Origin of the sequence: Amycolatopsis sp. lyj-346 (assembly GCF_046548975.1) — a bacterium.
Taxonomy (GTDB): domain Bacteria; phylum Actinomycetota; class Actinomycetes; order Mycobacteriales; family Pseudonocardiaceae; genus Amycolatopsis.
In genome coordinates, this window is the sequence record NZ_JAJPWT010000006.1 from 325,555 (window position 1) to 351,753 (window position 26,199).

General features: G+C 74.8%; 17 protein-coding genes. 14 read left to right on the plus strand and 3 right to left on the minus strand.

The window, feature by feature from the left end; genetic code table 11:
* The first annotated feature begins 251 nt into the window (after positions 1–251).
* Positions 252–1,130 carry an aldo/keto reductase gene (locus tag ACLJQE_RS21360; RefSeq protein ID WP_410641063.1) on the plus strand — a complete coding sequence of 293 codons (879 nt, stop codon included), beginning with the start codon at positions 252–254 and terminating at the stop codon, positions 1,128–1,130.
* A gap of 17 nt (positions 1,131–1,147) precedes the next feature.
* The gene (locus tag ACLJQE_RS21365) at positions 1,148–2,626 is read left to right on the plus strand and encodes an FGGY family carbohydrate kinase (protein WP_410641064.1); all 1,479 of its coding nucleotides are present in this window, start codon (positions 1,148–1,150) and stop codon (positions 2,624–2,626) included.
* Between the two features lie 260 nt (positions 2,627–2,886).
* On the opposite strand, the gene ACLJQE_RS21370 is transcribed toward ACLJQE_RS21365, so the two are convergent.
* Positions 2,887–4,314: a sensor histidine kinase gene (locus tag ACLJQE_RS21370; protein ID WP_410641065.1), complete on the minus strand. Its 1,428-nt coding sequence runs from the start codon at positions 4,312–4,314 to the stop codon at positions 2,887–2,889.
* Positions 4,315–4,599: 285 nt separating this feature from the next.
* Between ACLJQE_RS21370 and ACLJQE_RS21375 the strand changes: the two genes are divergently transcribed.
* Together ACLJQE_RS21375 and ACLJQE_RS21380 are read left to right on the plus strand one after the other, a co-directional pair.
* Positions 4,600–4,875, plus strand: a complete 276-nt coding sequence (locus tag ACLJQE_RS21375; protein ID WP_410641066.1) for a hypothetical protein — start codon at positions 4,600–4,602, stop codon at positions 4,873–4,875.
* A 146-nt stretch (positions 4,876–5,021) separates the two neighbouring features.
* On the plus strand, positions 5,022–5,294 hold the full coding sequence (locus ACLJQE_RS21380; RefSeq protein ID WP_410641067.1) for a hypothetical protein: 273 nt from the start codon (positions 5,022–5,024) through the stop codon (positions 5,292–5,294).
* Positions 5,295–5,352: 58 nt separating this feature from the next.
* On the opposite strand, the gene ACLJQE_RS21385 is transcribed toward ACLJQE_RS21380, so the two are convergent.
* The gene (locus tag ACLJQE_RS21385; protein WP_410641068.1) at positions 5,353–6,060 is read right to left on the minus strand and encodes a response regulator transcription factor; all 708 of its coding nucleotides are present in this window, start codon (positions 6,058–6,060) and stop codon (positions 5,353–5,355) included.
* Positions 6,061–6,175: 115 nt separating this feature from the next.
* On the minus strand, positions 6,176–7,336 hold the full coding sequence (locus ACLJQE_RS21390; RefSeq protein ID WP_410641069.1) for a PucR family transcriptional regulator: 1,161 nt from the start codon (positions 7,334–7,336) through the stop codon (positions 6,176–6,178).
* Between the two features lie 435 nt (positions 7,337–7,771).
* Here ACLJQE_RS21390 and ACLJQE_RS21395 point away from each other — a divergent pair, with 435 nt between their 5' ends.
* From ACLJQE_RS21395 to ACLJQE_RS21440, 10 genes are all read left to right on the plus strand, one after another.
* Positions 7,772–8,896, plus strand: a complete 1,125-nt coding sequence (locus tag ACLJQE_RS21395; RefSeq protein ID WP_410641070.1) for a PucR family transcriptional regulator — start codon at positions 7,772–7,774, stop codon at positions 8,894–8,896.
* A 10-nt stretch (positions 8,897–8,906) separates the two neighbouring features.
* Positions 8,907–9,323: a hypothetical protein gene (locus tag ACLJQE_RS21400; RefSeq protein ID WP_410641071.1), complete on the plus strand. Its 417-nt coding sequence runs from the start codon at positions 8,907–8,909 to the stop codon at positions 9,321–9,323.
* Complete coding sequence (locus tag ACLJQE_RS21405; RefSeq protein WP_410641072.1) at positions 9,320–10,198, plus strand: sensor histidine kinase; 879 nt, start codon at positions 9,320–9,322, stop codon at positions 10,196–10,198. Before ACLJQE_RS21400 ends, ACLJQE_RS21405 begins: the two co-directional genes overlap by 4 nt.
* A 26-nt stretch (positions 10,199–10,224) precedes the next feature.
* The gene (locus ACLJQE_RS21410; protein WP_410641073.1) at positions 10,225–11,331 is read left to right on the plus strand and encodes a class I SAM-dependent methyltransferase; all 1,107 of its coding nucleotides are present in this window, start codon (positions 10,225–10,227) and stop codon (positions 11,329–11,331) included.
* A gap of 30 nt (positions 11,332–11,361) precedes the next feature.
* Positions 11,362–19,569 carry an SDR family NAD(P)-dependent oxidoreductase gene (locus ACLJQE_RS21415; protein ID WP_410641074.1) on the plus strand — a complete coding sequence of 2,736 codons (8,208 nt, stop codon included), beginning with the start codon at positions 11,362–11,364 and terminating at the stop codon, positions 19,567–19,569.
* 1 nt (position 19,570) lies between these two features.
* Positions 19,571–20,257, plus strand: coding sequence for a hypothetical protein (locus ACLJQE_RS21420; RefSeq protein ID WP_410641075.1), 687 nt, complete (start codon positions 19,571–19,573; stop codon positions 20,255–20,257).
* Complete coding sequence (locus ACLJQE_RS21425) at positions 20,254–21,744, plus strand: ABC transporter substrate-binding protein (protein ID WP_410641076.1); 1,491 nt, start codon at positions 20,254–20,256, stop codon at positions 21,742–21,744. The genes ACLJQE_RS21420 and ACLJQE_RS21425 overlap by 4 nt, the downstream gene beginning before the upstream one ends.
* Positions 21,729–22,628 (plus strand): ABC transporter permease, encoded by a 900-nt coding sequence (locus ACLJQE_RS21430; protein WP_410641077.1) that lies wholly within the window; start codon positions 21,729–21,731, stop codon positions 22,626–22,628. The genes ACLJQE_RS21425 and ACLJQE_RS21430 overlap by 16 nt, the downstream gene beginning before the upstream one ends.
* A 613-nt stretch (positions 22,629–23,241) precedes the next feature.
* Complete coding sequence (locus ACLJQE_RS21435; RefSeq protein WP_410641078.1) at positions 23,242–25,197, plus strand: ATP-binding cassette domain-containing protein; 1,956 nt, start codon at positions 23,242–23,244, stop codon at positions 25,195–25,197.
* Positions 25,194–26,171, plus strand: coding sequence for a 3-oxoacyl-[acyl-carrier-protein] synthase III C-terminal domain-containing protein (locus tag ACLJQE_RS21440; RefSeq protein ID WP_410641079.1), 978 nt, complete (start codon positions 25,194–25,196; stop codon positions 26,169–26,171). Before ACLJQE_RS21435 ends, ACLJQE_RS21440 begins: the two co-directional genes overlap by 4 nt.
* Positions 26,172–26,199 lie beyond the last annotated feature (28 nt).

Below are 26,199 nucleotides of genomic sequence, written 5' to 3' on the forward strand. Positions count from 1 at the left end.
CCTCACCCTTGTCGTCTCGGCCGGCCACCGGATTCCTCCGGCCCGGTCATCGACTTACCTGACCCGGTGACATCTTCACCAGATCGGGTGCTGAAGTAGCTCAAAGTTTCCTCAGATTCGGGTTTTCCCTCGTCAGTGGTCCGCGAACGCGCGGCGCGCGGAACCGGGTTCCGCGTTGTGCGGATTCCGGGGCCCGGAACGCCCGTGCCAAACTCGGCCAAGGCGCGAGAACGCTCGGATGGGATGGTGCCGTGATCTGCCTCGGGACGATGAACTTCGGCACGGCGACCGACCGCGCCACCGCGTTCCGGCTCCTGGACGTCTTCACCGGGTCGGGCGGCCGGGCCGTCGACACGGCGAACTGCTACGCCAGCTGGGACGGCACCGGGGACGAAAGCGAACTCACGATCGGGGCCTGGCTCCGCGACCGGGGCGCCCGCGACCGGATCCGGCTCGCCACCAAGGTCGGCGGCCGCCCGGTGCCGGGCGGAGCCCTGATGGACTTCGAAGGGCTTTCGCCGTCCGCGATCCGGTCCGCGGTCGAGGACAGCCTGCGCCGCCTGGGCACCGACCACGTCGACGTCTGCTTCGCCCACCTCATGGACCCCGCCGTTCCGCCGTCGGACACGCTCGGCGCGTTCGAGGAACTGGTCGCGGCCGGGAAGATCCGCGAAATCGGGCTGAGCAACCACGACCTCGATCTCGTGCGGCAGGCGGGTACCCGGATCACCTGGCTCCAGCAGCGGCACAGTTACCTGCAGCCGATGCCGGGCGCCTCGTTCGGCCCGCAGAAGATCCTGACCCCGGAAATGGCCGGGTACGCCCGCGAAGCGGGGCTGAACGTCCAGGGGTACTCACCGTTGCTGTCCGGTGCCTACACCCGGCCGGACCGCGCGTTCTGGCCGCACTACGACCACCCCGGCACCGGATCACGGCTCGTCGCGCTGCGGAAGGTGGCCGGTGACCTCGGGGTGTCCGGGAACCGGGTGGTGCTGGCCTGGATGCTCGCCGCCGCTCCGCCGGTCGAGCCCGTGATCGGCGTGAGCTCCGAGGCCCAGCTCGCCGACTGCCTCGCCGCGACCGAGCTGGTCCTGAGCGACGAGCACTTGCGCTGCCTCGAAGCCGCTTGAACGGAGGCGGGGGCGCGATGACGGGCGGGGACGTGGTCCTGGGGGTCGAGATCGGGGCGGCGGTGATCACGGTCGCCGTCCTCGGCGACGACCTGAGCCTGCGGGAGACCGTGGCCTGGCCACTGCCGCGGACCACCCACCACCCGGTCGACCCGGTGCAGGACCCGTGGCTGGTGCTGGACACCCTGGCCTCGGCGGTCCGCGAGGCGGCCGGGATCTGCGAGGTCTTCGGCAACCCCGTGCGGGGCCTGTCGCTCACCGCCCGCATGCCCACCCTGCTCGCACTGGACGCCGGGTGCCTGCCGCTCACCCCGCTGCTCAACGCCACCGACGGCCGGTCGGTCGGCACCACCCGGCGGATCGTCGCCGAACAGGGGACCGCCCTGCACCGCCTGACCGGCGTGCCGCTGACCCCGGCGTCCCCGGTGGCCAAGCTGGCCTGGTTCGCCGGCCACGACCCCGGGCTGTTCGGGCACGTGGCGCACTGGACCGGGCTGAAGGGCTTCCTGCTGGCCCGGCTCACCGGGCAGCTGGTGACCGACGTTTCGACGTCGTCGGCCGCCGGGTGGGTGGAATCGGCCACCCTGGACTGGGCGCAGCCCGCCCTCGACGTCGCCGGCGTGCACCGCGGGCAGCTGCCGGCCCTGGTCGAGCCGACCGCGGTGCTGCGCTTGACGGGTGCGGCGAGCGAACTGCTCGGCCTGCCGGCCGGCACCCCGGTGGTGGTCGGCGCGTCCGGGGCGGCCACCGCCCAGGTCGGGGTCGGGGCGATGGCCCCCGGCTGCGCCGCGCTGTCGATGGGATCTTCGGCGGACCTGTGCGTGCTCGAGGACCGGCCGGTGGTGCCGGAGTCGGAGCTGGTGTCGTGCCACACGTTCGCCGACGGGCTGTGGATCTCGCGGGGCACGTTCAGCAACGGCGACTCGGTGGCGCGCTGGGCGGCGGAGTCGTTCGGCGGCGTTGACATCGATGTCCTGCTGGCCGAGGCGGAACTGGTGCCGATCGGGGCGGAAGGCCTGATCGGGATCCCGCAGCCGGCGGCCGACGCGACCTCGTGGGGCAACCCGGACTTCCACGCGGCGCTGGTCGGGCTGCGGGTCGAACACGGCAGGGCGGCGATGACCCGCGCGATGGCGGAAGGCGTCGCGCGCGAGCTGGCCACGGTGCGCGACGCGCTCGGCCCGGGGACGGCTCCCATCACGCGGGTGCGCGCGGGCGGTTCGGCCCTGCGGTCGCCGCTGTGGGCTTCGCTGCTGGCGGCCGCGCTCGACGTACCCCTGGAGGTCGTCGGGACGGACCAGGCCCCGGCGCTGGGAGCGGCACTCATGGCGTGGCGCGGCCTCGGCGTGCTGACGTGCCTGTGCGAACGCCCCGACGTCCGGCTGCCCGCCCGCGAGGTGCTGCCGGACCCGCTGGCGGCCGCGCACTTCGCCGCGACCCGCCGGCTGGGGGAGCAGCTGGCCGGCTTGCTGACCCAGCTCCGCACGGTGTCGTGAGCCCGGCCTCGCGGGCGTGGGTGCGGGGGTCCGCCGGGGGCCGGAAAGCCGGCGCCCGCGCGCACCGAACCGGTCGCCTCGCGTACCCGGACCGTCGGTCCGCGTACCTGGAGGGTCGGCTGGCCGGGTACGAGAACCGACCTCGCCGGTACGCGAACCGACCCTCTGGGTACGCGGGCCGACCCTGCCGGTACGGGGACCGACTCTCTGGGTACGCGGGCCGACCCTGCCGGTACGCGGGCCGACTCTCCGGGTGCGGGTCAGCTGAGGCCGGGTAGGCCGATGCCGGCCGGGACTGCCGGGGTTGCCGTCATGGCGGGTAGGCGGACCCGGACCCAGCAGCCGCTGTCGGTCGGCAGCACGCGGATCGTGCCGTCGTGGTGGTGGACCAGCTCGGCCACGATGCTCAGGCCGAGCCCGCTGCCGGTCGTGCGCGGGGAGCCGGCGCGGAAGAACGGCTCGAAGACCCGCTCGTGCAGGGCGGGATCGATGCCGGGACCGTCGTCGATGATGTCGATCACGTGGTCCTGCGCCGTGGTCGACAGCCACACCTGCGCCTTGGTGCCCTTGGGCGTGTGGGCCCGGATGTTGGCGAGCAGGTTGGCCACCGTCTGCCGCAGCCGGAACGCGTCCCCGACGACCAGGTACGTCCGGTGCGGATCGATCTCGTGCCGCACCTCCCATTCCGGGGCGGCCGCCTGCGCGTCGTGCACCGCGTCGATGCACAGCGGGCCGAGGTCGACCGGTTCCGCTTCGGACGGACGGCCCCGGTCGAGCTCCGCGAGCAGCAGCAGTTCGTCGATCAGCGCGGTCATCCGCTTCGTCTCCCCGTACACCCGGCGCATCGCCGCGTGGAACTCCGCCCGCTCGTCGAGCGCGCCGAGCTGCGCCAGCTGGGCGTAGCCGGAGATCGCCGACAGCGGTGTGCGCAGCTCGTGCCCGGCCGCCGCGACGAACCGGCGCAACCGGAGCTCGGCGTTTTCGCGCCGGTCGAACGAATCCTGCAGCCGGGACACCATGGTGTTGAACGACCGGGTGAGGCTGTACGCCTCGAACGTCGAATCGGCGACCTCGGCGCGCTGGGACAGGTCGCCGCCGGCGATGGACCGGGCGGTGCCGACGACCGACTCCAGCGGCCGCAGCCACCGCTTGCTCAGCTGGAGCAGGACGAGCGCGAGCACGGTCAGCACGATCAGCACCACCAGGGACCCGGCGGCCACGATCCGGCGGGCGATCTGGTCGTAGTCCTCAGCGGACACCGCGCCCACCAGGTAGCGGCCGTCCGGCAGCACTTCGGCCACCCCGAGGTAGGCCGAGCCGGGCAGCGTGGCGATCGCATGGCCGGCGGCCATGGACTTCAGCTGGTCCACGGACGGGACCGGGATCTTCGCCGGGTGCGTGCCCCAGTACTCCGCCAGCTGCCCGGACGCCGTGACGACCATGGCCGCGCACACGCCCCGCTGCGCCGGTCTCGCCGCCGCCGCGCGGGCGCCGGGCGGGAGCGCCAGGTACTCGGAAAGCCCGGCCAGGTAGTCGGTGGCCTGCCGCTCCAGCCGGGACCGCATGAAGGCGTGCACGCCGACGATCGTGACCACCAGCGCGGCGGCCAGACCGATCGAAGTCGCGGTCAGCACGGTCACCACGAGCTTGGTGCGCAGTGACCGCGGCGGCCGCTCGGCTGTCGTCACGGCAGGCCCTTCCTTCCCGGCCGGAGGTGTCCAGTGTAGACGTTCAGCCGAACGGGTGACCTAGTCCGCGATGTGCGGAAAATCGTCCGCGCACCGCCGGGCGCGGTGCGGCGTTCGTAATTCCGCGAATCGGTTTTCCGGTTGTTCGGAATATCGCCGGGCGTGAATACGTATTCCGGTGGATGTGATCGGCCGCTGCGCTGGGATAGTGTCGCGCTGCCGAGCAGGTGAGAACTCGGCTGCTTCCCCGGAACAAATCTCCCCGACAGACTGCAGGTGATTCGAATGACCCAGATCGAGTCCTTCGCCAACTCCGGTGGCTCGCTCGAACCGCTGGAGATGCTGACCCCGTCGGTGGCGGTTCTCTGCACGCCCGCCGCCTTCGCCGGTGCCTTCGTCGGCATCTGCGTGAACTACGCCGTCGACAAGGCGGTCGACTGGTACGTCCAGCACCACGCGCAGGGCGGGGGCGGGCACTTCGCCCCCGGCGACGACAGCCTGCGCTGGGCCGGCCAGACCTCGAGTGACGAACTGCTGGAGCTGCTCGCCGCACGGTTCTGACCGGTTCCGTCCGGGAACGGATAACTGGGCAGCCTGGTGGAGAGTGCCGTTTCCGGGTGCGGTGTTTCGTCGGGCGGGTGACCGGCCCGCGTCGAGTCAAGGCAAGTCAAAGCAAGTGTCCATTACCGAGGAATGTGGTGAACGAAATGAATTCCGTCGAGTCCTTCGTCAACGTCGGTGACACCATCCGGCCGCTGGAGATGGTGGTCGGTGCCGCGCCGGTGTCCTGCTTCTGGGCGGCCTTCAACGGCGCCGGTGCCGCCTTCATCGCCAACTGGGCTGTCCAGAAGGGGGTCGACTACTACAAGGCCCACCACGGCGGCAGCTCGTTCGCCGACAGCGAGGCCACGGCTCTCCCGGGCCAGGCGGCCGGGCTGTCGGGCGACGAACTGGTGGCGCTGCGCGACGGCCGGTTCTGACCGGCGGCACGAGTGCGATGGGCCCGGTGTGTCACCGGGCCCATTCTCGTTGCGGGATTCAGGTGCTGATCAGGTAGCCGAAGTTGCGGACCGTGCGGATCAGCTCCTGGCCGAGCTTGCGCCGCAGGTAGTACACGTACGTTTCGACGACGCCGAAGTCGCCGCGGAAGTCGTGGCCCCACACCGCGGACAGGATCTCCGCCTTGGACACGGCCTTGCCGGAGTTGGCCATGAGGTGGCACAGCAGGTCGAACTCCGTGGCCGAAAGCTGCACCGGCGCCCCGTCCTTCCAGGCCTCACGCGAGGCGCGGTCGAGTTCGAGCCGGCCGACCTGCAGCCGGTCGCAGGCCGGGGCGGGATGGGCGCTCCGGCGCAGCAGGACCTCCACCCGGGCGACGAGTTCCTTGATGTCGAACGGCTTGGCGACGTAGTCGTCGCCGCCCAGGGTGAGCCCGTGCACCTTGTCGTCGGTGGACTGGCGGGCACTGAGGAACAGGACCGGCGCCGTGACGTCCGCGGCGCGCAGCCGCCGGTATACCTCGAACCCGTCGAAGTCGGGCAGCATCACGTCGAGCAGCACGACGTCCGGTGCGGTGGCGGCCGCCGCCCGGAGCGCTTCCCGGCCGGTGGCCGCCGTGACGACGTCGTAGCCGAGGAACTGGAACGTGGTGAAGAGGATGGCGGCGATGCTCACTTCGTCGTCGGCCACCAGCAACCGGCCACGCGGCGATCCGGGGGTCATCGGCCCCTTGAACCATTCGCCCATCGGGTGACCTCCTTCGGCGATCTTCGCGGGCAGGTCGGTGAATCGCGGCCTCAGTGCCGGCGCCCGGCATTTCTCGAACGTGAGAATCGTTCGGGTCCGTCGCGGTGAAGGACGTTCATGAATTGCCGCCGGGCCGGTGCGCGAGCTGCGTGCTCGCCCGGCCGGCCTGCGCCGCCACGGCGTGCGCGGTCAGTGCCGCGCTGAGGACGTTGATCCCGCGGACACTGCCCGGGTGCAGGCCGGTCAGCTGCTCGATGCGCTGGATGCGGTAGTCGAGCGTGCTGCGGTGAATGATCAGCCGTTCCGCGGCCTGGCTGCGGTTGCCGTCGGTGGCCACCAGGACCTTGAGCGTCTCGAGCAGGGCGGGGTGCTGCAGCAGCGGATCGATGATCCGCACCAGGTTGTCGCTGACCGTCGGTTCGCGTGCGACGGCGAATTCGACGAGCAGGTCCGCCAGCAGGTAGACGCCGGGCCGGTGGTCCGCGGCGAGTGCGAGGGACAGCACTTTCCCCGCCTCCTGCCGTCCCCAGGCGACTTCGCCCCGCGGGCGCCACGACACCGACATCCAGACCCGGCCGGGCAGGGCGGCGTGCGCCTGCCGGGTCAGCTGCGCCGCGCGGGCTTCGTCGCCGGCCGGCAGCAGCGCGAAGCCGCCCGCCGGGCCGAGCGCGGTCAGTGTGCCGTCCGAGGCGACCTGTTCGAACGTGCCGATCATCGTGGCCGTGTCGAGCGGCTCGCCGCAGTGCACGGCGACCACGGCGTAGGCGGGCGCGAGGTCGTAGTCGTCGTCGGCTTCGGTGCGGATGCCCCGCAGCAGCTCCTGCGCGCGCTGCGACCGGCCCTTGGCGAGCGTGCCGCGGTGCTTCCGCGTGGTGGTGTGGTGAGCGCCGGCGAGGAGCTCGGCGACGAGCCTGCTGCCCGCCGCCGACACCGCGCGCGGCGAGCCGGCCGGGCGCCCGGCGCCGCCGGACATCACGACGTGGAGCACTCGCGAGGTCAGCTCGCTGACCATGCCCACGATCGGGGTGACGTCGTTGGTGGCGTCGGCGATCTTCGTGACGTGGGCGCGGATCCGCGTGGCCGTTTCCTCGGACCAGAGATCTTCGCCGTTGGCGGCCGACACCATGAGGGGGATGGCGGCCCGCAGCAGCGAGTGCAGGGCCGCGTCGAGCGGCTCCGGCACGTCGCGCAGGACCGGCGCGACGTCCGCCCAGAGGCTCGTGGCGAGATCGGTCGGTTCGACGAGGCCCGGCTCGGGGCGCAGCGTTGTGGTCATGACATGACCCCCGGTTCTGCCCTGTGGATTCGCGGATGGATGTGCCGAACCTAGCGGGGGCCGATCGGATGGGTAATCAGAGTCATCGGGAAAGGTTTCAGCGATTTGCGTATCCGCCCGGTCCATGCGGAAATGGCTGTGCTTTCGGGCAAGAAGTGTGCCCGAATTCACGTGTGGCCTGCGTGGTCGGTCAATTGAACCATTTCGGGGAGCGGGTGGTCCAGGAGATCGGCAGGTCGCTACCCGCTCGCCCCGCGGGCATACCGGACATTTCACCGGCGGGCCCGCGTTCCGCGGACGGCCTTCCGCCCGTCGCGGCGGGCGGATGTCCGATTTCGATTTCGTCGAAGAATGTTCCGGTGTCCGCGCAATGAACAGACGGTGTCGGACCGATAACGTGGAGGAGATTTCGGCCCGTGGCGAAAGGCAGCAGCGATGACCAGCACGTCGATCCGCGCCGAGGCGGCCTTCGCGTTCGGAGGCACGTCCTCGGCGTGGACGGCCGTCCCGTCGGCGGCCGGGCTCCCGGCCGAGCTGCGGGCTGAGGTCGCGGCCGCGATCGACGAGCAGCCCGTGGCGGCGCGGGCCGTCGTGCGGCGGCTGCTCGGCGCCACGGTCGCCGCGCTCGCGTCCGGCGACCGGCGGGCGTGGACGTCGGCGCGCGAGGTCGAGGAGACCGCCCGCGTCGGCAGCGCGCTGGCCGCGGCGGGGGCGCTGCCGGACCCGCTGCTCGTCCTGGTCGGCAGGCTCACGGCCTGGGCCGTCGAACGGGCGGCCGGGGCGCGCCCGGGGACTTCGGGCGTGCTGAAGGACGTCGTGCGCGTCGGGCACGCCGTGACCCGCGGCCTGGCCGGCGGGTTCCACCGGCACGCGCGGTCGCGGACGGCCTCGCCGCTCGCCGGCGAACAGCTCGCGTCGGCGCTGCTCGCCGGGCAGCCGGTGCCGGGCGCGGCGGCCTGCTACCAGGTGCTCGCCGTGCTGGGCGGCCTCGACCGGCTGCCCCCGCTGGGCGGCGTGGCGGTGGCCCGGGGGAGCGCGGGGTACCTGCTCGTGCCGGAGGCCGACCCGGGCCGCGGCCCCGAGCTGGCGGCGAAACTGCGGGAAACGCTCCCCGAGACGGTCTGGGTGGCGCCGCACTGGGCGCGGGCCGCCGAGGTCCCGGCCGCCGCGGCGGCCGCCGGGGACGTCGTGGCGCTGGCGGTGGCGTCGGACGCGCCCGCCGGCGTGCACCGGCTGGAGGACTTCGCGGTCGAGTACGCGGCGATGCGGCACGTGTCGGTCGAAACGGAGCTGCGACGGCTGATCGCGCCGGTGCTCGCCGGGCCCGGTCTCGCCGAGACGCTGCGCGCGTTCCTGCGCGCCGACGGCAACCGCACGCGCGCGGCCCAGGCCTTGATCGTGCACCGCAGCACCCTCGACTACCGGCTGAAGCGGATCGCGCAGCTGACCGGCCACGACCCGGTGAAGCCGGCGGGCATGCAGGTGCTGGCGGTCGCGATGACGACGTCGCGGGCGGCGGCGGTCCGGGCGCGGTTCGCGGCCGTGGCGGACCCGCGGTGACCGGTCCGGCATGACCCGGCGGAACACCCGTCGTCCGTGGTCGCTGCGCCGCCGTCTGGTGTGGACCGGCGGGCTGGTGGCACTCGCGACGGTGCTCGTGGTCAACGTCCTCGCCGCCGGCGCGCTCGTGCTGTACCAGCAGATCCGCAACCGGGAGCTGATCGACGCGAACCGGATGGACCAGGTCGCCCGGGTCGGCTTCGCGGCCGGCGGTGTGCCGGGGCCGGGTGCGGGCGCCACCGACGAGGACGGCGTCGTGCTGGTCCTGCGGTCCGACGGCGCGGTGGCCGAACGGATCGGCGTCCGCGCCGGCGGGTTCGAGGTACCCGGCCCGGCGGTGCTGCGCGCGGCCGCCGCGGACGGGAGTACCGGTTCTTCGGCGGGTACTACGGCGTCGTCGACCGGGTCGACGGCGGCCGGTTCGTGATCACGGCCCGGGCGCTGGGTGCGCAGTTCGCGATCGCGGCGCGGCTGGCGGGCGCGGTGCTCGCGGTGGACGTCGCCGTGTGCGCGCTCGTGGTGGCGGCCGCCGCGACCCTGTTCCGGCGGACGCTGCGGCCGCCGGAGCGCTTCGCCCGGCTGTCCGAACCGGACGATCGGCTGCGGCGGTTCACCTCCGACGCCGGCCACGAGCTCAGGACGCCGCTCACGGTGATCATCGGCTACGCCCAGCTGCTGCGGCTGGGCGTGCTGGCCGACCGCGACGCGTGTGAACACGCGCTGGCCGAGGTCGAGCGGGAAGCGCGGCGGCTGACCGCGCTGGCCGACCACCTGCTGCTGCTCGCGCGGATCGACGAAGGCCATCCGGACCGCGCCGGGCCGGTCGAGCTGGACGCGCTGTGCCGCGAAGTGGTCGAGGCGGCCCGCGCGGCGCACCCCGGACACCCGGTGAGCTACCGCTGCGACGGCGAGGCGCCCGTGGTGCCGGGTGTCGAACCGTGGCTGCGGGAGGCGGTGTCGTGCCTGCTGGCCAACGTCGGCAGGCACACGCCGGCCGGGACGCGCGCGGAGGTCGTGCTGCGCGCCGAGGGGGCGGACGCCGTGCTCGACGTCGTCGACGACGGGCCGGGGATCGCCGAGGCGGACCACCTGCGGGTCTTCGAGCGGTTCTTCCGCTGTGACGAGGCGCGGCGGCGGCCGCCGGAGGAGCGCGGCGCCGGGCTGGGGCTGAGCATCGTGCACTCCGTGGTCACCGCCTGCGCCGGGACGGTCTCGGTCCGGCCGGGCGAGCGCGGCACGTGGATCCGGGTCCGGCTGCCCGCGGAACGCCGGGAAGGTTCCGCGGACCGTACATTGAAATGAAAATCATTGTCATCTAGGCTGGCCGCGTGATCACGGGAAACGGGCACGCGGCGGGCGAACGCGCCGTCGCGGACGCCGATCTGGACGGCCTCGCGGCCCTGGTGGACCGGCTCGACGCCGTGGCGTTGCTGGCGATCGTGTTCACGCTGGGGCGGCACGGCCTGACCGGCGCCCACGACCTCGATGAGGTCTACGCGGCCACGAAGGCCGCCCCGCGGCACCGGCGGATCGTCCGGCGCTGGCTGCGCGCACTCGTCGCGCGGGACCTCGCGACGGTCGAGGACGGCCGGTACCGGCTGCTGCGGCCGGTCGGCGCCGCCGAGGTCGAACGGGCCCGCGCCGAGCTGGACGCCGCCGCGCACGGCCTCGAGCACGGGTCCGGGCTCGCCCGGTTCTTCCAGCTCAGCGTGTCCTACCTGCCGGAGCTGCTGCGCGACGAGATTTCCCTGCAGGCCCTGCTGTTCGCCGACGCCGACCTCGACGTCGCCGACGACGTCTACCAGCGCAACGTGGCCAGCCGGTACGCCAACGCGGCGGCCGCCGAGGTCGTCGCGTCACTGGCGCGCCCGGCGCTGCGCGTGCTGGAGATCGGCGCGGGCGTCGGGGGCACGAGCGCGGTGGTGCTGCCCGCGCTCGCCGCCCACCGGCCGGACTACCTCTTCACCGACGTCTCGCGGTTCTTCCTGTCCTCGGCGAAGGAACGCTTCGCCGCCTACGACTGGGTCCGCTACGGCCTCTTCGACGTCAACGGCGACTTCGCCGCCCAAGGGCACGTCCCGGAGTCCTTCGACGTGGTGCTCGCGGCGAACGTGCTGCACAACGCCCGGCACGCGGGTGAGGTCCTCGCCGGGCTGCGGAAGCTGATCGCGCCCGGCGGCGCGCTGGTCTTCGTCGACACCACGGTCGAGCACCACCAGCTCATGACCTCCATGCAGTTCCTGATGTCACCCCCGGCCACCGACCCGGACGCGGACTTCACCGACTTCCGCCGGGGCACCGACCGCATTTTCCCGACCCGCGAGGAATGGCTGGACTCCTTGCGCGCGAACGGATTCCGGACCGCCGGCTGCCTCCCACCACCCGGGCACCCGCTCGGCCGGATCGGCCAGTACCTGTTCGTCGGACGCGTCTGACGTTCTCCCTCCGCTGCCAAGGAATGGTTGATGAGTGAACCCCTCGCCGTCGTCGGTTTCGCCTGCCGGTACCCCGGTGCGCCCGACGCGGACGGCTTCTGGCGCCTGCTCGCCGACGGCCGCGATGCGCTGACCCGGTTCGACGACGCGGAACTCGCGGCGCGCGGAGTCCCGGAGCCGTTGCGGCGCAACCCGGCCTACGTCCCGGTCGGCGGCCTGATCGACGACCAGGACCGGTTCGACCCGGCGCCGTTCGGGCTGTCCGGCCCCGAGGCGGAGCTGCTCGACCCGCAGCAGCGCGTGTTCCTCGAAACGGCCTGGCACGCCCTCGAGCACGCCGGGCACGCCGGCGGCCGTGAGGCCGGCGTCGTCGGCACCTTCGCCGGGGCCGCGCTGTCGGCCTACCTCGCGACGAACCTCGCGCACCGGTTCGACCCGCTCGGCGGCGCCGACCCGGCGGGCAGCCTGCAGCTGCACACCGGCAACGTGGCGGACTACCTGCCGCTGCGCACCGCGCACCGGTTCGGGTTCACCGGCCCGGCGATCGCGGTCGGCGCCACCTGCGCGACCTCGCTGGTCGCCGTGCACGTCGCCGCGCAGTCGCTGCTGGCGGGGGAATGCGACACCGCGCTGGCCGGCGGGGTGTCGCTGCGGGTGCCGCAGGGCCGCGGTTACCTGCACGTGCCGGACGGGCCGTTCTCCGCCGACGGCGTGACGCGGCCCTACTCCGCGGACGCCCGGGGGACGGTGTTCACCCAGGGCGCGGGTGTCGTGGTGCTGCGGCGGCTCGCGGACGCGCTGGCCTCGGGGGACCACGTGCACGCCGTGCTCCTCGGTTCCGCCGTGGCGAACGACGGGGCGCGCCGGGCCGGGTTCACCGCGCCCTCGGCGGAAGGGCAGGCACGCACGATCGCCGAGGCGCTCGCGGTGGCGGGCGTCGATCCCGCCGAGGTGTCCTACGTGGAGGGACACGGCACGGGCACCGTGCTCGGCGACCCGATCGAGGTCCAGGCACTGCGCCGGGTGTTCGGTCCGGCCGGCGCAGCGTGGTGCGGGCTCGGCTCGGTGAAGGGCACCATCGGGCACGCCGATTCCGCCGCCGGCATCGCCGGGTTCCTCAAGACCGTCCTGGCACTGGCCCACCGCACGATCCCGGCGTCACTGCACGCCACGCCGGTCAACCCCGCGCTGGAGCTCGACGGCTCGCCGTTCCGGATCGTCACCGAAACCGAGCCGTGGGCCGCGGACGGCCCGCGTCGCGCCGGGGTCAGCTCGTTCGGCATCGGCGGGACGAACTGCCACGTCGTCCTCGGCGAGGCGCCGGCGCCGGTCCCGGCCGTCCGCGACGAGCGCGCGCAGCTGATCGTCGTCTCGGCCGCGACCGCCGAGGCCTGCCGGGCGACCGCTCGGGCACTCGCCGACGGGTTGTCCGGTGACGCCGCCGGTGACACCGCCGACGTCGCGCACACGCTTGCGCTGGGACGCAAGGAGTTCCCCGTCCGCGCCGCCGTCTCGGTCGCGCCGGGCGAGGACGTCGCGGCGGCACTGCGGGCCGCGCCGGTGGCCTCGCCCCGCTCGCGCGCGCCCCGGATCGTGTTCGGTTTTCCCGGCGGCGGCGCCCAGTACGCGGGCATGGCGGCCGGGCTGTACCGCGACGAACCGGTGTTCGCCGAGGCCGTCGACGAGCTGGCCGCGTTCTTCCCCGCCGAGGTGCGGGCCGTGCTGCTCGACCCGGCGCACGGGGCGGCCCGCGACCCGGGTGCCGGGCTGCCGGCGCTGTTCACCGCGTCGGTCGCGATGGCGCGGCTGCTGGAGAGCTGGGACGTACGGCCGGACGTCGTGCTGGGCCACAGCGTCGGCGAGTACGCCGCGGCGGTCGTCGCGGGGGTGCTGTCCGGTGCGGACGCCGCGCGGCTGGTCGCCGAACGTTCGCGGCTGATGACCGGGCTCGACGGCGGCGGCATGCTGGCCGTCCCGCTCGGCGAGGCCGAGGTGCACCGCCTGCTGGCCCGGCACCCGGGCCTGGACCTCGCCGCGGTGAACGCCGAGGACGCCTGCGCGGTGTCCGGCGCCCGCGCCGACGTCGAGCGGCTGCGGGACGAGCTCGCCGCCGACGGCGTGCGCACGCGGTGGGTCGGCGTCGACGTCGCGGCGCACTCCCGGCTCGTCGAGCCCGCCATGCCCGCGTTGCGCGCGGTAACGGCCCGGCTTTCGCCGCGTCCGGCGGAACTCCCGCTGGTCACGACGTTGCCCGGCAGCGACCCGGCCGACCCGGAGCACTGGGTCCGGCACCTGCGCGGAACGGTCCGGTTCGCCGAGGCGCTCGACACCGCGTGCGGTGACGACGCCGTCCTCGTCCAGGTCGGGCCGGGCGGGATGCTCGCGTCGCTGGCCGCGCGCCGCGGGCCGTCGGTCACGACGTTCCCGCGCCAGGACGAAGGCGGCGACGGCCGGGCCGCCGCGCTCGACGCCCTCGGCCGGCTGTGGGCCCTGGGCGCCGGCGTCTCGCTCGCGGCCCTGCACCGGCCGGGCCGTCGGCGGCTTCCGCTGCCCGGCTACGCGTTCCAGCGCGAGCGGTACTGGGTCGCCCCGGCGCCGCGCGTGACCGACGACGCGAGCCCGCGCGAGCCCTTGCAGCTGCCGGTCTGGCGGCAGCTGCCGCCGCTGCCCGCCGCGGCGCCGGGCGTGCGGGTCGTCGGAGAAGGCCCGTGGGCGGACGCGCTTCGGGCCGCTTCGGGGGAGGGCGAGCCGGTCGCCGTGGTGGTGGCCCCGCCGGGGGGTTCCGGCGACGAGACGCGGCGGCTCGCCGACGTCGTGCTCGCCTACCGGGACCTCGGTGACCTGCCGGTGCTGCAGCTGACCCGGCATGGCGAGGCCGTCATCGGGACGGAGGACGTCGACCCGGTCGCGGCCGGGGTGCGCGGCCTGCCGCGGGTGCTCGGCCAGGAGACCGGCGTCCGCTGGCGCACCCTCGACGTCACCGAGGTGCCCGATGCGCGCGCGGCGCTCGCCGAGGTGGCCGACCTGCTGAGCGGGGAAAGCGCCCGGGAACTGGCGTTGCGCGGCGGGAAGCGGTGGCTGCGGCAGTGGGAGCACTGGCGGCCCGCCCCGCTCGGCGAGCTGCCCGCCGCCCCGGTCGTCGTCGTGACCGGCGGGCTCGGCAACGTCGGCCGGGCGCTGGCCCGCCGGCTCCTCGACGACGGCCCGGCGCACGTCGTGCTGGCGTCGCGGAACCCGCGTCCGGTGCCCGGCGTCCGGGTCGAGGCCGTCGACGTCACCGACGCCGCCGCGGTGGCCGCGCTGCTCGACCGGGTGATCGAGGAGCACGGCCGGATCGACCTGCTCGTGCACGCCCCGGTCGTCGTCGAGCTGGCCACGCTGTCCGAAGTGGACGACGAGACGGTGCTGCGGTCGCTGGCACCGAAGGTCGCGGGCGTGGTGGCGCTGCGGTCGGCGGTCGAGGGGCGGCCGGTGCGGACGGTGCTGCTGATGTCCTCGGCGGCGGGCACGATCGGCGGCTTCGGGCTCGGCGCGTACGTGGCGGCGAGCCGGTTCGTGGACGGGTTCGCCCACGCGATGCGCGGCTCCGCGGCGACGTGGCTCGCGGTGGACTGGGACCGCTGGCGGTTCGGCACCGAGGCCGAGCGCGCCTCGGCGGCGGAGCTGACGATGCGGCACGCGCTCGACAGCACGGACGCGCTTGACGCACTCCTGCGCCTCGCGGCGGCCGCCGAGCCCCCGGCGCAGGTCGCGGTGTCGCCGGCGGAGCTCAACAGCCGGTCGCGGGCACTGGCGAGCCGGACGGTCCGCGCGTCGGACGGCGGTGCGGCGGTGACGAACGCGGCCGAGCGGCTGGTGGCGGCGGTGTGGAGCGAGGCGCTCGGGCAGGAGGTGACCAGCCGCGAGGACGACTTCTTCGCGCTGGGCGGCCATTCCCTGCTGGCGACGAGGGTACTCGCCCGGCTGCGCGACGACCACGGGATCACCCTGCGGCTGCGTGACCTGCTGGCCCGGCCGACGGTCGCGGGGCTGGCGGAGCTCGTCTCGGTGGCCGGCGAGCCCCTCGAGCGGCCGTCCGGCGAGGTCGTGCGCGCCACCGGCGGGCCGTTCCCGCTCACCCGCGTCCAGCACGCCTACCGGGTCGGCCGCTCGGCCGGGTACGGGCTCGGCGAGGTCGCCTGCCACTTCTACCTGGAACACCGGGCACCCGGCCTGGACGTCGAGCGCTACGAACGCGCCTGGAACCGCGTGATCGCGCGCCACGAGATGCTGCGGTCGGTCGTCACCGCCGACGGCGAAAACCTCGTGCTGCCGGAAGTGCCGGTCTACCGCGTGCCGGTGCACGACGTCACCGAAGCCGGCCTGGCCGAGCTGCGTGAACGCCTTTCGCGGCGCGTGGCCGACCCCGGCCGCTGGCCGCTGATCGAAGCGCACGTCGCCCGGCTGCCCGGCGGCGAGCAGCGCGTGCTGCTGTCGGTCGACGTGCTGGTGTGCGACTCCGCGAGCTACCTGATCGTCGACCGCGAACTGCGGGCGCTGTACGCCGACCCGGCGGCCGAGCTGCCGGCCCCGGCCACGACGTTCGCGGACTGCGTGGCCGCGCTCCAGCGGCGGCAGGGGAGTGCCGAGCACCGCCGGGCCGCGGAGTACTGGCTGGCCCGCGACCTGCCGGACGCGCCGCCGCTGCCGGTGCGCCCGGCGGGTGAGCGGCCGCGGTTCGGCCGCCGCCGGGCAGTCCTGCCGGCCGGCCGGTGGGCCGGGATCCGCGAGCGCGCGGCGGCCGCGGGGGTCACGCCGACCGCCGTCCTGCTGGCCGCCTACTCCGACGTGCTCGCCAGGTGGTCCGGCAGCGACCACTTCTGCCTGACGCTCACGGTGTTCGACCGCCCGGCAGGCCACGACGGGATCGTCGGGGAGTTCTCGTCGCTGCTGCTGTTCGAAACCGACCGGCGCGGGGTGGCCGGGTTCGCCGCCCGTGCCGCCGCGGCGCAGGCCCGGTTGTTCGACGACCTCGACCACAGCGCGTTCTCGGGGCTGGAGGTGCTGGCCGAGCAGGCCCGCCGCACGGGCCGGCAGCGGAACGTCCCGGTGGTGTTCACCGGGATGCTCGGGCTGGACCGGATGGGCGGCGAGCCGCACGACACGGAGTGGCTCGGCCCGGTGGTGCACGGGGTCAGCCAGACCCCGCAGGTGTGGCTCGACCACCAGGCGTACGAGCGGCACGGCGAGCTGATCCTGCAGTGGGACGTCGCGGAGACCGCATTGGACGCCACCGAGGCGGACCACGCCTTCGGCGAGTACGTGGCCTGGCTGGAGAAGCTGGCCGAGACGGACTGGGCCACGGCCGAACCCGGCGACGACGACCAGGCACCGGCCACCACCCCGAGCGCCCCAAGGTGGCCTTCGGTGCGTTCAACGCACCCAAGGCGGCCTTCGGTGCGTTCAACGCACCCAAGGCCACATTGGGGCGCTCGGGCGGACGAGATGGGGGATGGGCGGGACGAGCCGGATGGGCGGGATGGGCGGGACGAGCCGGCCGGGGCATCCGCCGAGGCCGATCCGATTCGGCAAGCACTGGCCGCGATCTGGGGTGAGCTGCTCGACCTCGATCCGGCCGGCCTTGCCCCGGACACCTCCTTCCTCGCCGCCGGTGGGGACTCGTTGCTGGCCGTCCGGATGGCGTCGTTCATCCGGCAGCGGCTCACCGTCGTCCTCGGGCCCGCCGAGATCCGGGCCGAGGCCACGCTGACCGAGCTCGCCGCCGTCGTGCGGGTCCGCTCGGCCGACGGTCCCGCGCCGCGGGCGCTCGCCACGCGCGTCCGGCGCCGGCGGGATGCGGGTGAACCGTTCGGGCTGCTTCCGCTCCAGCAGGCCTACTTCGTCGGCCAGCAGGGCGGCTGGGAGCTGTCCTACGACTCCGCGCACGTCTGCACCGACGTCGCCCTGTCCGAAGTGGACGCCGAACGCGCGCCCGCCGCGCTCGCCGATGCCCTGCGTCGCGTCACCGCCCACCAGCCGATGCTGCGGGCCCGGATCCTGCCCGACGGCACCCAGCGCCTGCACCCGGACGCCGAGATCCGCCTCGACGTCGTCGACCTGCGCGACGGCGGCGACCTGCTGGCGATCCGCGACCGGCTGGGCACCCACGGGCCGGACCCGGTGACCGGGCCGGGCCTGGCGATGTGCCTGGTCCTGCTGCCCGGCGGCCGGGGACGGCTGTTCACCTCCTTCAGCCTGCTGGTGGTGGACGGCTGGTCGGCCGCGGTCTTCGAACGCGAACTGCTCGCCTACGTCGCCGATCCCAACACCGTGCTGCCGCCCCTGCTCGTCGACTTCGGCGACTACGCGACGGCGCTCGCCGAGATCCGCGAGGGCGGCGAATGGGCCGCCGATCGCGACTGGTGGTGGCAGCGCATCGACACCCTGCCCGCCGCCCCGGACGTGCCGCTGCGCACCGCACCGCGCGACGTCTCGGCGAACCTGATGGCCGCCCGCGAGTCGCGGTTGCCCGAGTGGGAAGCCCTGCGCGCCGAGTGCGCCCGGCGCGAGCTGACCCCGACCGCGGTGCTGCTCGCGGCCTACGCGGTCGCACTGGCGAAGGCCGCCGGACAGAGCCGGTTCCTGCTCAACAGCCTGCAGGCCAACCGGCTGCCGCTGCACCCGGACGTCGACCGCATGATCGGCGCGTTCTCCTCGACCGCGCTGCTCGGCATCGACCTCGGCGACGGCGGCGCGTTCACCGCCCTGGCCCGCGGCGTGCACCGCGAGCTCACCGAGTCGCTGGCCCACAACCTGGTCAGCGGCGTGGAGGTGGCCCGGGAGGTCGCCCGGCGACGCGGCAGCACCCGTCCGGTGGCGCCGTTCGTCTTCCAGAGCACCCTCGGCATGGACGCCGCCGTCGGCGGGGAACGCCCGGAGACCGCGGGGCCGCTGGGCCGCATCGACGTTTCCGGCTACGCGCAGCACATCCGGACCCCGCAGGTGTACTTCGAACTGCGGGTGTTCGAGCTGGCAGGCGAGCTGGTGCTCAACGTCGCCGTCGTGGAGGACCTCTTCGGCGCCGGCCTGGTGGACAGCGTGTTCCTCGACGTCGTGACGCGGGTACGGGAGCTGGCCGCCGGCCGGGGCTGGGACGAGCACGTCGGCCTGTCCGGCGCCGTCGCCACCGCCACGGCCACCGTCGAAAACCGCGGCGGTCTCGAGGCCGGTGCGCCGGCGGGGCCGGCCGAGCAGACGATCGCCCGGCTCTGGACGGACCTCCTCGGACTGTCCGCTGTGGATCGCTCGGACGACTTCTTCGCCTTGGGCGGGGACTCCCTGCTGGCGGTCCGCATGCTCGGCCGGCTGCCCGGGCCGCCGGTGCCGCCCCGGGAGTTCCTCGCCGACCCGACCGTCGCCGGGCTGGCCCGCGCGCTGCGGGCCGACGACGCCGTCGCGGTCCCGCTCAGGCAGGGCACCGGCACGCCGCTGTTCCTGCTGCACCCCTCCGGCGGCGACGTCCTCTGCTACACCGACCTCACCCGGCGGCTCGACGTGCCGAACCCGGTCGTGGCGCTCACCGACCCGGGCCTGGTGGACGGCGCCGGCCCGGAAGGCATCCCGGAAATGGTCCGGCGGTACCTGCGGGTCGTCCGGAACCACCAGCCGCACGGCCCCTACCTGCTCGGCGGGTGGTCGATGGGCGGGACGGTCGGCCACGAGCTCGCCCGCGCCCTGCGCGCCGACGGCGAAGAAGTCGCACTGCTGCTGATGATCGACGCGAACAGCCCCGAACGGATCGTCGCGCTCGAAGGCCTCGACGCGGACGAGAGCGAGGAGGAGACGCGGCTGCGCTACCTGCGCTCGGTCGAATTGTTCCTCGGCTTCGACTACGGCGACGGGCTCGCCGCGGACGCGTTGCGGCAGCGGCTCGAAGCCGACGGGCTGACCCTCGACGGACGGCGGTTCGAGGTGTTCGCCCGGCACCTGCGTGGCCTCGCCGGCCACCACGCCGGCCCGCTCGACGCCACCGTGCCCGTCCTGCTCCTGCGCGCGGGCGTGGTGTCCCCGCGCAACAGCCGGATCGGCATGGGCGTCGACGACTCCTTCGACGAACCGGACCTCGGCTGGCGGCCGTACGTCGAGGGCGAGCTGACGGTCGAAGAGGTCGACGCCCACCACTACACGATCCTGCACGACCCCGCCGTGGCAGTGGTCGCGGCCCGGATCTCCGCCGCGCTCGAGAAGACAGGACTCTGATTTGCTGCCCAACTGGCTCTACACCCAGAACCTCCTCCCGGCCGGGGTCGTCGCGGACGCGGCCAACCCCGCCGTGCCCCGGGCGGAGGTGCTCGACCGGCTGCTCGGCAGCCCGCTCAACGGTGCCCCGCGGCGCGGCGGCCACTGGGAGCAGACCGGCCGCGCACTGGCCGCGCTCGGCACCGTGTGCCCGGAGACGGCGATCGCGTTCGCCGGGCACCTGTCCGAGCAGTACCGCCGGGCCCGGCTGGCCCTGCCGGTTCCGGACGGCCTGCTGACCGGACCGTCCGAAGTGGACGTCGAGCCGGCGGGCGCGGGCCGCCGTCCGGCCACGCAGCCCTACCTCGTGCAGGCCGCGCTGCTCGCGTCGGCGGCCGTCGGGATCGCCACGACGGCGGTGCGTGCGAAGCCGGACGGCGCCGCGGCCACCGCCGTGCTGACGGCACAGGCAGGCATCCTGCGGGTGCTGAGCATGCTCGACGTGCTCGGCATGTCCGGAAAGGACACCGGCGGCACGGTTTCGGCGAGTTTCCACACGGTGGTGCGGGGTTCCGCGCGGCTGCTCGAGTCGAGCTGCCCGGAAGCCCGCGTCGCGACGGACCACCCGGTGCTGCGCGACGAGCCGTGGCAGGAGCGGGTGACGTCGTCGCTGACCGGCGACTGGTCCGGGTTCGGGGGTGCCGCGTGAGCCGGGAGGTTTCGCGCCGGACCGCGCTGGCGCTGACCGGCGCGTTCGCGCTGGCGGCGTGCGGGAAGTCCGCCGGGGCGCCGGCGGGCGGCGGCACGCTGCGGTACGGCACGGTCGCCGCGGGCGGTGCCACCGCGGTCACCGACCCGCACGGCACGCTGTTCAACGAGTCCGACTGGGTCCGGATGGCCGCGCTCTACGACGTGCTGTGCGTGCCGGGCGAGCACGGCACGGTGCTCCCGCGGCTGGCGACGGCGTGGAGTTCGTCGCCGGACGCCACCCGCTGGCGCTTCGAGCTGCGCACCGACGCGGCGTTCACCGACGGCCGCCCGGTCCGCGCCCGCGACGTGCTGTATTCGCTGCGCCGGATCGCGAGCAAGGCGGCCGCGAACGGCGCCCGGCTCGGCACCGTCGACATCGGACGGTCCACCGCGGACGGCAACGTGCTCGAACTGGTGACGAGCCAGCCGGATGCCGAGCTGCCGCGGACGCTGGCCGGCGTGACGTTCGTCGTCCCCGAAGGCACCGAGACCTTCGACGACCCGGTGGGATCGGGGCCGTTCAAGTTCGCGCGGGCGGACGCGCAGGGCGTCGCGCTGGTGCGGAACGACGGCTGGTGGGGCCCGCGGCCCGCGCTCGACGGGCTGGAGATCCGCGGGTTCGCCGACCCGCAAGCGCTTTCGGTGGCGGTGGTTTCGGCCGTGATCGACGTCGCCGCCAACGTCAACCCGGCGACGGCCAAGACGGCGGAGCGCACCGGGCGGCTGGCCGTCACGTCCCGGCCGGACGCGCTCACCTACCCGCTGCTGATGCGGCTGGACAAGGCGCCGTTCGACCGGCCGGAGGTGCGGCAGGCGGTGAAGCTGGCGGTCGACCGGCAGGCGCTCCTCGACTCGGTCCTGCTCGGCTACGGTTCGGTGGGCAACGACGCGCCGGGCCCGGCCGACCCGTCGTACCCGCGCGGCCTCGCCGCTCCCGCCCGGGACGTCGCGAAGGCGCGGGCACTCGCGGGCGGGCTGTCGCTCGTGCTGCACACCACCACCGCGTACCCGGGGATGGTGTCCACGGCCACCGCCGTGGCGGACCAGCTGCGGGAGGCGGGCTGCGCGGTGGAGGTGCGGCAGCACCCGCCGGAGACGTACTGGACGCAGGTGTACACGGTGGAGCCGTTCTGCGTCGGGTACACGACCGACCTGCCGTTCCCGGTCTGGGTCCGGCAGACCGCGCTGAGCACCGCCGGCTACAACGAGACCGGCTGGCGGGACCCGGCGACCGACCGCGACTTCGCCACGGCGATGGCGACGACCGACCCGGACCGCCGCTCCGGGCTGCTGGGCGGGATCCAGCGGCGGATGGCGGCCGAGGGCGGCTGGGTGGTGTGGGGCAGCGGGGCGGCACTGACGGTCGCGGCGCCGTCGGTGCGGAACCTGCCGTCCGGGACGGGGTTCGCCCGGATCTTCCTGGACGGCGTGTGGCTGCAGCGCTGACCCGGGCCGCGCTCACCCTGGCCGTGGTGGTGACGAGCGTCTTCCTGCTCACCGCGTCGCTGCCCCAGGACGCGGCCCAGGTACTGGCGGGACGGCAGGCGGACCCGGCCCGGCTGGCGCAGCTGCGGGCCGGCCTCGGCCTGGACCGGCCGCTGTGGGAGCGGTTCGGTTCGTGGCTGGCCGGCCTGGCCCACGGCGACCTGGGCCGGTCGCTGGTGGACGGGCGTCCGGTCGGGCCGTTGCTGGCGGAGCGGCTCGGGGCGAGCGCGCTGATCGTGGTTCCGGCGTGGGTGCTGTCGGTGGTCCTCGGGGTGGCGGTCGCGCTGGTGGTGGCCCGGCGCGCGGCCGCGTCGGCGGCGGTGGCGGCGTTCGCGGCGGTGCCGGAGGTGGTGCTGGTGAGCGGGCTGGTGCTGGTGTTCGCCACGGGCCTCGGCTGGCTGCCGGCGGTGTCACTGCTGCCGGTGGGCGGGTCGGCGTGGGAGGAGCCCGCGGTGCTGGTGCTGCCGATCTCGGCGCTCGCCCTGCCGTCGGCGGCGTGGCTGGCTCGTGCGGTCCGCGGCCCGGCCGCGGACATCATGGGCAGGCCGTTCGTGGTGGACGCCCACCTGCGCGGAGTCCCCCCGGCCCGCGTGCTGGTCCGGCACGTGCTGCCCCATCTGGCGGGCCCGGTGGCCCAAGGGGCGGCAGTCCTGGCGGGGGCACTGCTGGCGGGGACGACGGTGGTGGAGTCCCTGCTGGCGTACCCGGGCTTCGGCCAGCTGCTGGCCACGGCGGTGGCAACGCGCGACGTGCCGGTGGTCCAGGCGGTGGCACTGGTGGACGCGGCGGTGGTGCTCATGGTGGTGCTGGCGGCGGACCGGATCGCGAAAGCGGGGGCACGGTGAGGGGTTCGGCTGCGGCGGGTGTGCCGGCTTCGGCGGACCTGCCATCGCCGGGCGGTCTCGGTGGGTTGGGGGTGGCCGTGGTTGGCGCGGTTGGAGTGGTCTTGGGGTGGCGGCGGCTGGTGCGGGGTTGGTGGGCGGCTGGCTTCGGTGGGGTGGGGTCGGGGGTGGCTGCGGTTGGAGTGGTCCCGGGGTGGTGGCGGCTGGTGCGGGGTTGGCGGGCGGCTGGCCTCGGTGGGGTGGGGTCGGGGGTGGCCGCGGATGGCGTGGTCCCGGGGTGGCAGCTGCTGGCGCTGCGGGGTGGGCGGGCGGATTCCTCCGGCCTCACCGCCGGCGAGCCGGGGCTGCCGTTCGCCGTGGGGGCTGGGGCTTCGGTGCGGTGGCTTTGGCCGCCGCGGGGTTGGTGGACGGCCGGCTTCGATGGGTGGGGGTTGCCGGTTGGCGTGGTCCCGGGGTGGCGGCTGTCGGCGCTGCGCGGTGGCCTGGCGGGTTCTCCCGGGCCCGCTGCCGGCGGGTCGGGGCGGCCGGTCGCCGCGGAGGCGGAGGCCTCGGTAGCGCCGCTCTCGGCTCCTCGGTGGGCGGGTTGCCGCGGGGGCGTTGTCCGGGCGGCAGTCCGATGAGGCGGTGGTGGCCCCTCGCCGGGCTGCTCGTGCTTGCCGCCGCGGTGCTCGGCGGTGGCCTTCTCTCCGGCACCGAAACCAGCGCCGCCGTCGGGCTGCCGTGGGCTTCTCCCGCGGCCGGCTCGCCGCTCGGCACCGATGTCCTCGGCCGGGATGTGCTCACCCGGACCCTCGCCGGCGGGGCCACCCTGCTCGCACTGGCCCTTCCCGCCGGGCTGCTGACCACCGCGCTCGGCACGCTCGCCGGGCTGGGGGCCGCGTCGAGCCGGGGCGGGGAACGGGTTCTCGCACGGCTCAGCGGGGCCGTGCTCATGGTTCCGTCGCTGCTGCTCGTCCTCGTCGGGGCCGTCGTGCTGCCCTACTGGGCCGCCGTGCCGGTCGTCGTCCTGCTGCTCGGGGTGCCGATGTCGGCCCGGGTCGTCCACGCCACCGCGCGGCCGCTGCGGCGGGCCGGGTTCGTCGAGGCCGCCGTCGCCCACGGGGAAAGCCCGGTGCGGGAGCTGCTGCCCGCCGTGGCGGGGACCGTGCTCGGCGATCTCGGCCTACGGGCCGGCACGGCCCTGCAGCTCGCCGTCGCCGTGACCGTGCTCGGGTTCGGCCCGCCGCCGCCCAGCCCGGACTGGGCCTCGATGCTGCGGGAGAACCTGCCCGGTGCCGAGCTCAACCCCTGGTCCGTGCTGGCCCCGGCGGCCGCGCTCGCGGTGGTGGCCACCGCGGTGACCCTCGCCCTCGACCTCGCCGGGCGCGCCCGGCCGCGGAAACCGCCGCGGGTGGTCCACCAGGCACCGGGCACCCCCGGCGAAATCACCCTCCGGGGCACCTGGCACGGCGGTGATCGCGTGCTGGAGCTCGACGTCCGGCTCCCCGCCGGCCACGTCCTGGGCGTGACGGGCACGTCCGGCGCGGGCAAGACCAGCCTGCTGCACCTGCTCCTCGGCGAGCTCCCCCCGGCCACGACTTCGTGGCACGGCGCCCTCGCCCACCGCGGCGTGCCCATCCGCCCCGGCACGCGGCAGGCCCGCCGGTGGCGGCGCGCGCACGTCGGCTTCCTCGGCCAGGATCCGGCGCTGGACCCGTTGCGGCGCGTCGGCGCCGGGCCCGCCGGGATCGCCGGCCGGTACCCGCACCAGATCTCCGGCGGCGAGGCGCAGCGGGTCGCGCTGGCCCGGGCGATCGGCGGCCACCCCGATTTCCTCGTGCTCGACGAACCGACCAGCGCCCTCGATGGCGAGACCCTCGAACAGGTGACGGCCGTGCTGGCCGGGCGCACCGCGGTCGTGGTCAGCCACGACCGCGGGTGGCTCGCCCGGGTCGCCGACGACGTCCTCGACCTCGGGCAGGAGCGGCCGCCCGGTGCGCGGCTCGTCGTCCCCGTGGGCGAGCCCGTGTTCCGCGGTGGCGGGCTGGAGCTGCGCGAAGGCGAACTCGTCGTCCTGTTCGGGAAGTCGGGTGCCGGCAAGACGACGCTGTTGCGCGCTCTCGCGCGCGACGGCCTGCTCCGCGGCGGCCACGGGTGGGCGCCGCCCGCGCCCGGCGAGGTGGAACTGCTGCGGCAGGACGTCTACGGCGCGCTGAACCCGGCTCGCACCCTGGCCGACGCCGTGGGCCGCCCGCTGCGGGTGCTGCACGGCGTGCGGCACCCGCGGGCCGAAGCGATCCGGTTGCTGGGGGAAGCCGGGCTGGGGCCGGAGTTCGCCGCGCGGCGGCCGGACGAGTGCTCGGGCGGCCAGCGGCAGCGGGCCGGGTTCGCCCGCGCGCTGGCGGCGCGGCCCCGCGTGCTGCTGGCCGACGAGCCGACCTCGGCGCTGGACACCGCCACGGCCGGCGTGGTGCTGGACGCACTCGACCGCCGCCGCGCCCACGGGCTGGCGGTGTTGCTGGTGACGCACGACGAGCGGCTCGGGGAACGGGCCGATCGAACACTGGAACTGGAAGAGGGACACCTGCGGTGAAGTTCGACGACGTCTGGATCCAGGGCACCGGCCGGTACGCCGGGGACCTGCGCCCGGTGCCCGGCCACGTCACGGCGCACACCGGGATCGTCTCGGTGGCCTGGTCCGAGCTGTCCGGCCCCGAGCTCGCGGTACGGGCCGGGCGGCAGGCACTCGACGCGGCCGGGCCCGGGGCCGTCGGGCCGCACCTGCACGGCTCGATGGCCTACCCCGGGCTCGACACCTGGTCGGCCTCCTGCTGGGTCGCCGACCGGCTGCTGGCCGCGGCGCCCGCGATGTCGATGCAGTTTTCCGCGCTGTGCAACACTTCCATGGCCGGGATCGAGACGGCGGCGAGCCTGCTCGCCGGCCGCCCGGACTTCCCGCGGGTCCTGCTCACCGTGGGCGACCGCTTCCCCGCGAGCGCGATCGACCGCTTCGAAGTCGACCCGGAAATCGCCCTCGGCGACGCGGGCGCGGCGGCCGTCCTCGGCCGCGGGCACGGGCGAGCACGCGTGCTGTCCTGCGTTTCGCGGACGGATCCGTCGCTCGAAGGCCTCCAGCGCGGTGACGAACCCTTCCGGGACCGCCCGGCCGAGGAACCCGCGGTGGTGCGCAAGCGAACCCGCCAGTTCTTCGCCGCGGGCACCCGCACCCCGGCCTCGGTCGTGCGCGCGCACGTCGAAGGCGTCCGGGAAGTGGTGGAGACGGCGCTGGCGGAGGCGGGGACGAGCGTCGCCGAAGCCCGGTGGGTCGTCCCGCCGTTCGTCGGTGCCAACGCCTTCGAGCACGGTTACGAACGTCCCCTCGGCCTGGACCGCGAGGGCACGCTCTTCGCGTCCGGGCTGCGGCTGGGGCACCTGGGCGGCAGTGACCACCTGTTCGCCCTCGACCAGCTGCTCCGCGACGGAACGCCGGAGCCGGGCGACCGGATCGTGCTCATCGGGGTCGGCGGCGGGTTCACGTTCACCTGCGCGGTCCTCGAAGCCGCCTGAGCACGAAAAGGGCCGCCCGGCAGAAAAC

What these genes read in the sequence shown, in the direction of transcription:
- ACLJQE_RS21365 (WP_410641064.1), top strand. Translation starts at nt 1,148, where the DNA reads ATGACGGGCGGGGACGTGGTCCTGGGGGTCGAGATCGGGGCGGCGGTG.
- ACLJQE_RS21375 (WP_410641066.1), top strand. Translation starts at nt 4,600, where the DNA reads ATGACCCAGATCGAGTCCTTCGCCAACTCCGGTGGCTCGCTCGAACCG.
- ACLJQE_RS21380 (WP_410641067.1), top strand. Translation starts at nt 5,022, where the DNA reads ATGAATTCCGTCGAGTCCTTCGTCAACGTCGGTGACACCATCCGGCCG.
- ACLJQE_RS21385 (WP_410641068.1), bottom strand. Translation starts at nt 6,060, where the DNA reads ATGGGCGAATGGTTCAAGGGGCCGATGACCCCCGGATCGCCGCGTGGC.
- ACLJQE_RS21390 (WP_410641069.1), bottom strand. Translation starts at nt 7,336, where the DNA reads ATGACCACAACGCTGCGCCCCGAGCCGGGCCTCGTCGAACCGACCGAT.
- ACLJQE_RS21395 (WP_410641070.1), top strand. Translation starts at nt 7,772, where the DNA reads ATGACCAGCACGTCGATCCGCGCCGAGGCGGCCTTCGCGTTCGGAGGC.
- ACLJQE_RS21400 (WP_410641071.1), top strand. Translation starts at nt 8,907, where the DNA reads ATGACCCGGCGGAACACCCGTCGTCCGTGGTCGCTGCGCCGCCGTCTG.
- ACLJQE_RS21415 (WP_410641074.1), top strand. Translation starts at nt 11,362, where the DNA reads ATGAGTGAACCCCTCGCCGTCGTCGGTTTCGCCTGCCGGTACCCCGGT.
- ACLJQE_RS21435 (WP_410641078.1), top strand. Translation starts at nt 23,242, where the DNA reads ATGAGGCGGTGGTGGCCCCTCGCCGGGCTGCTCGTGCTTGCCGCCGCG.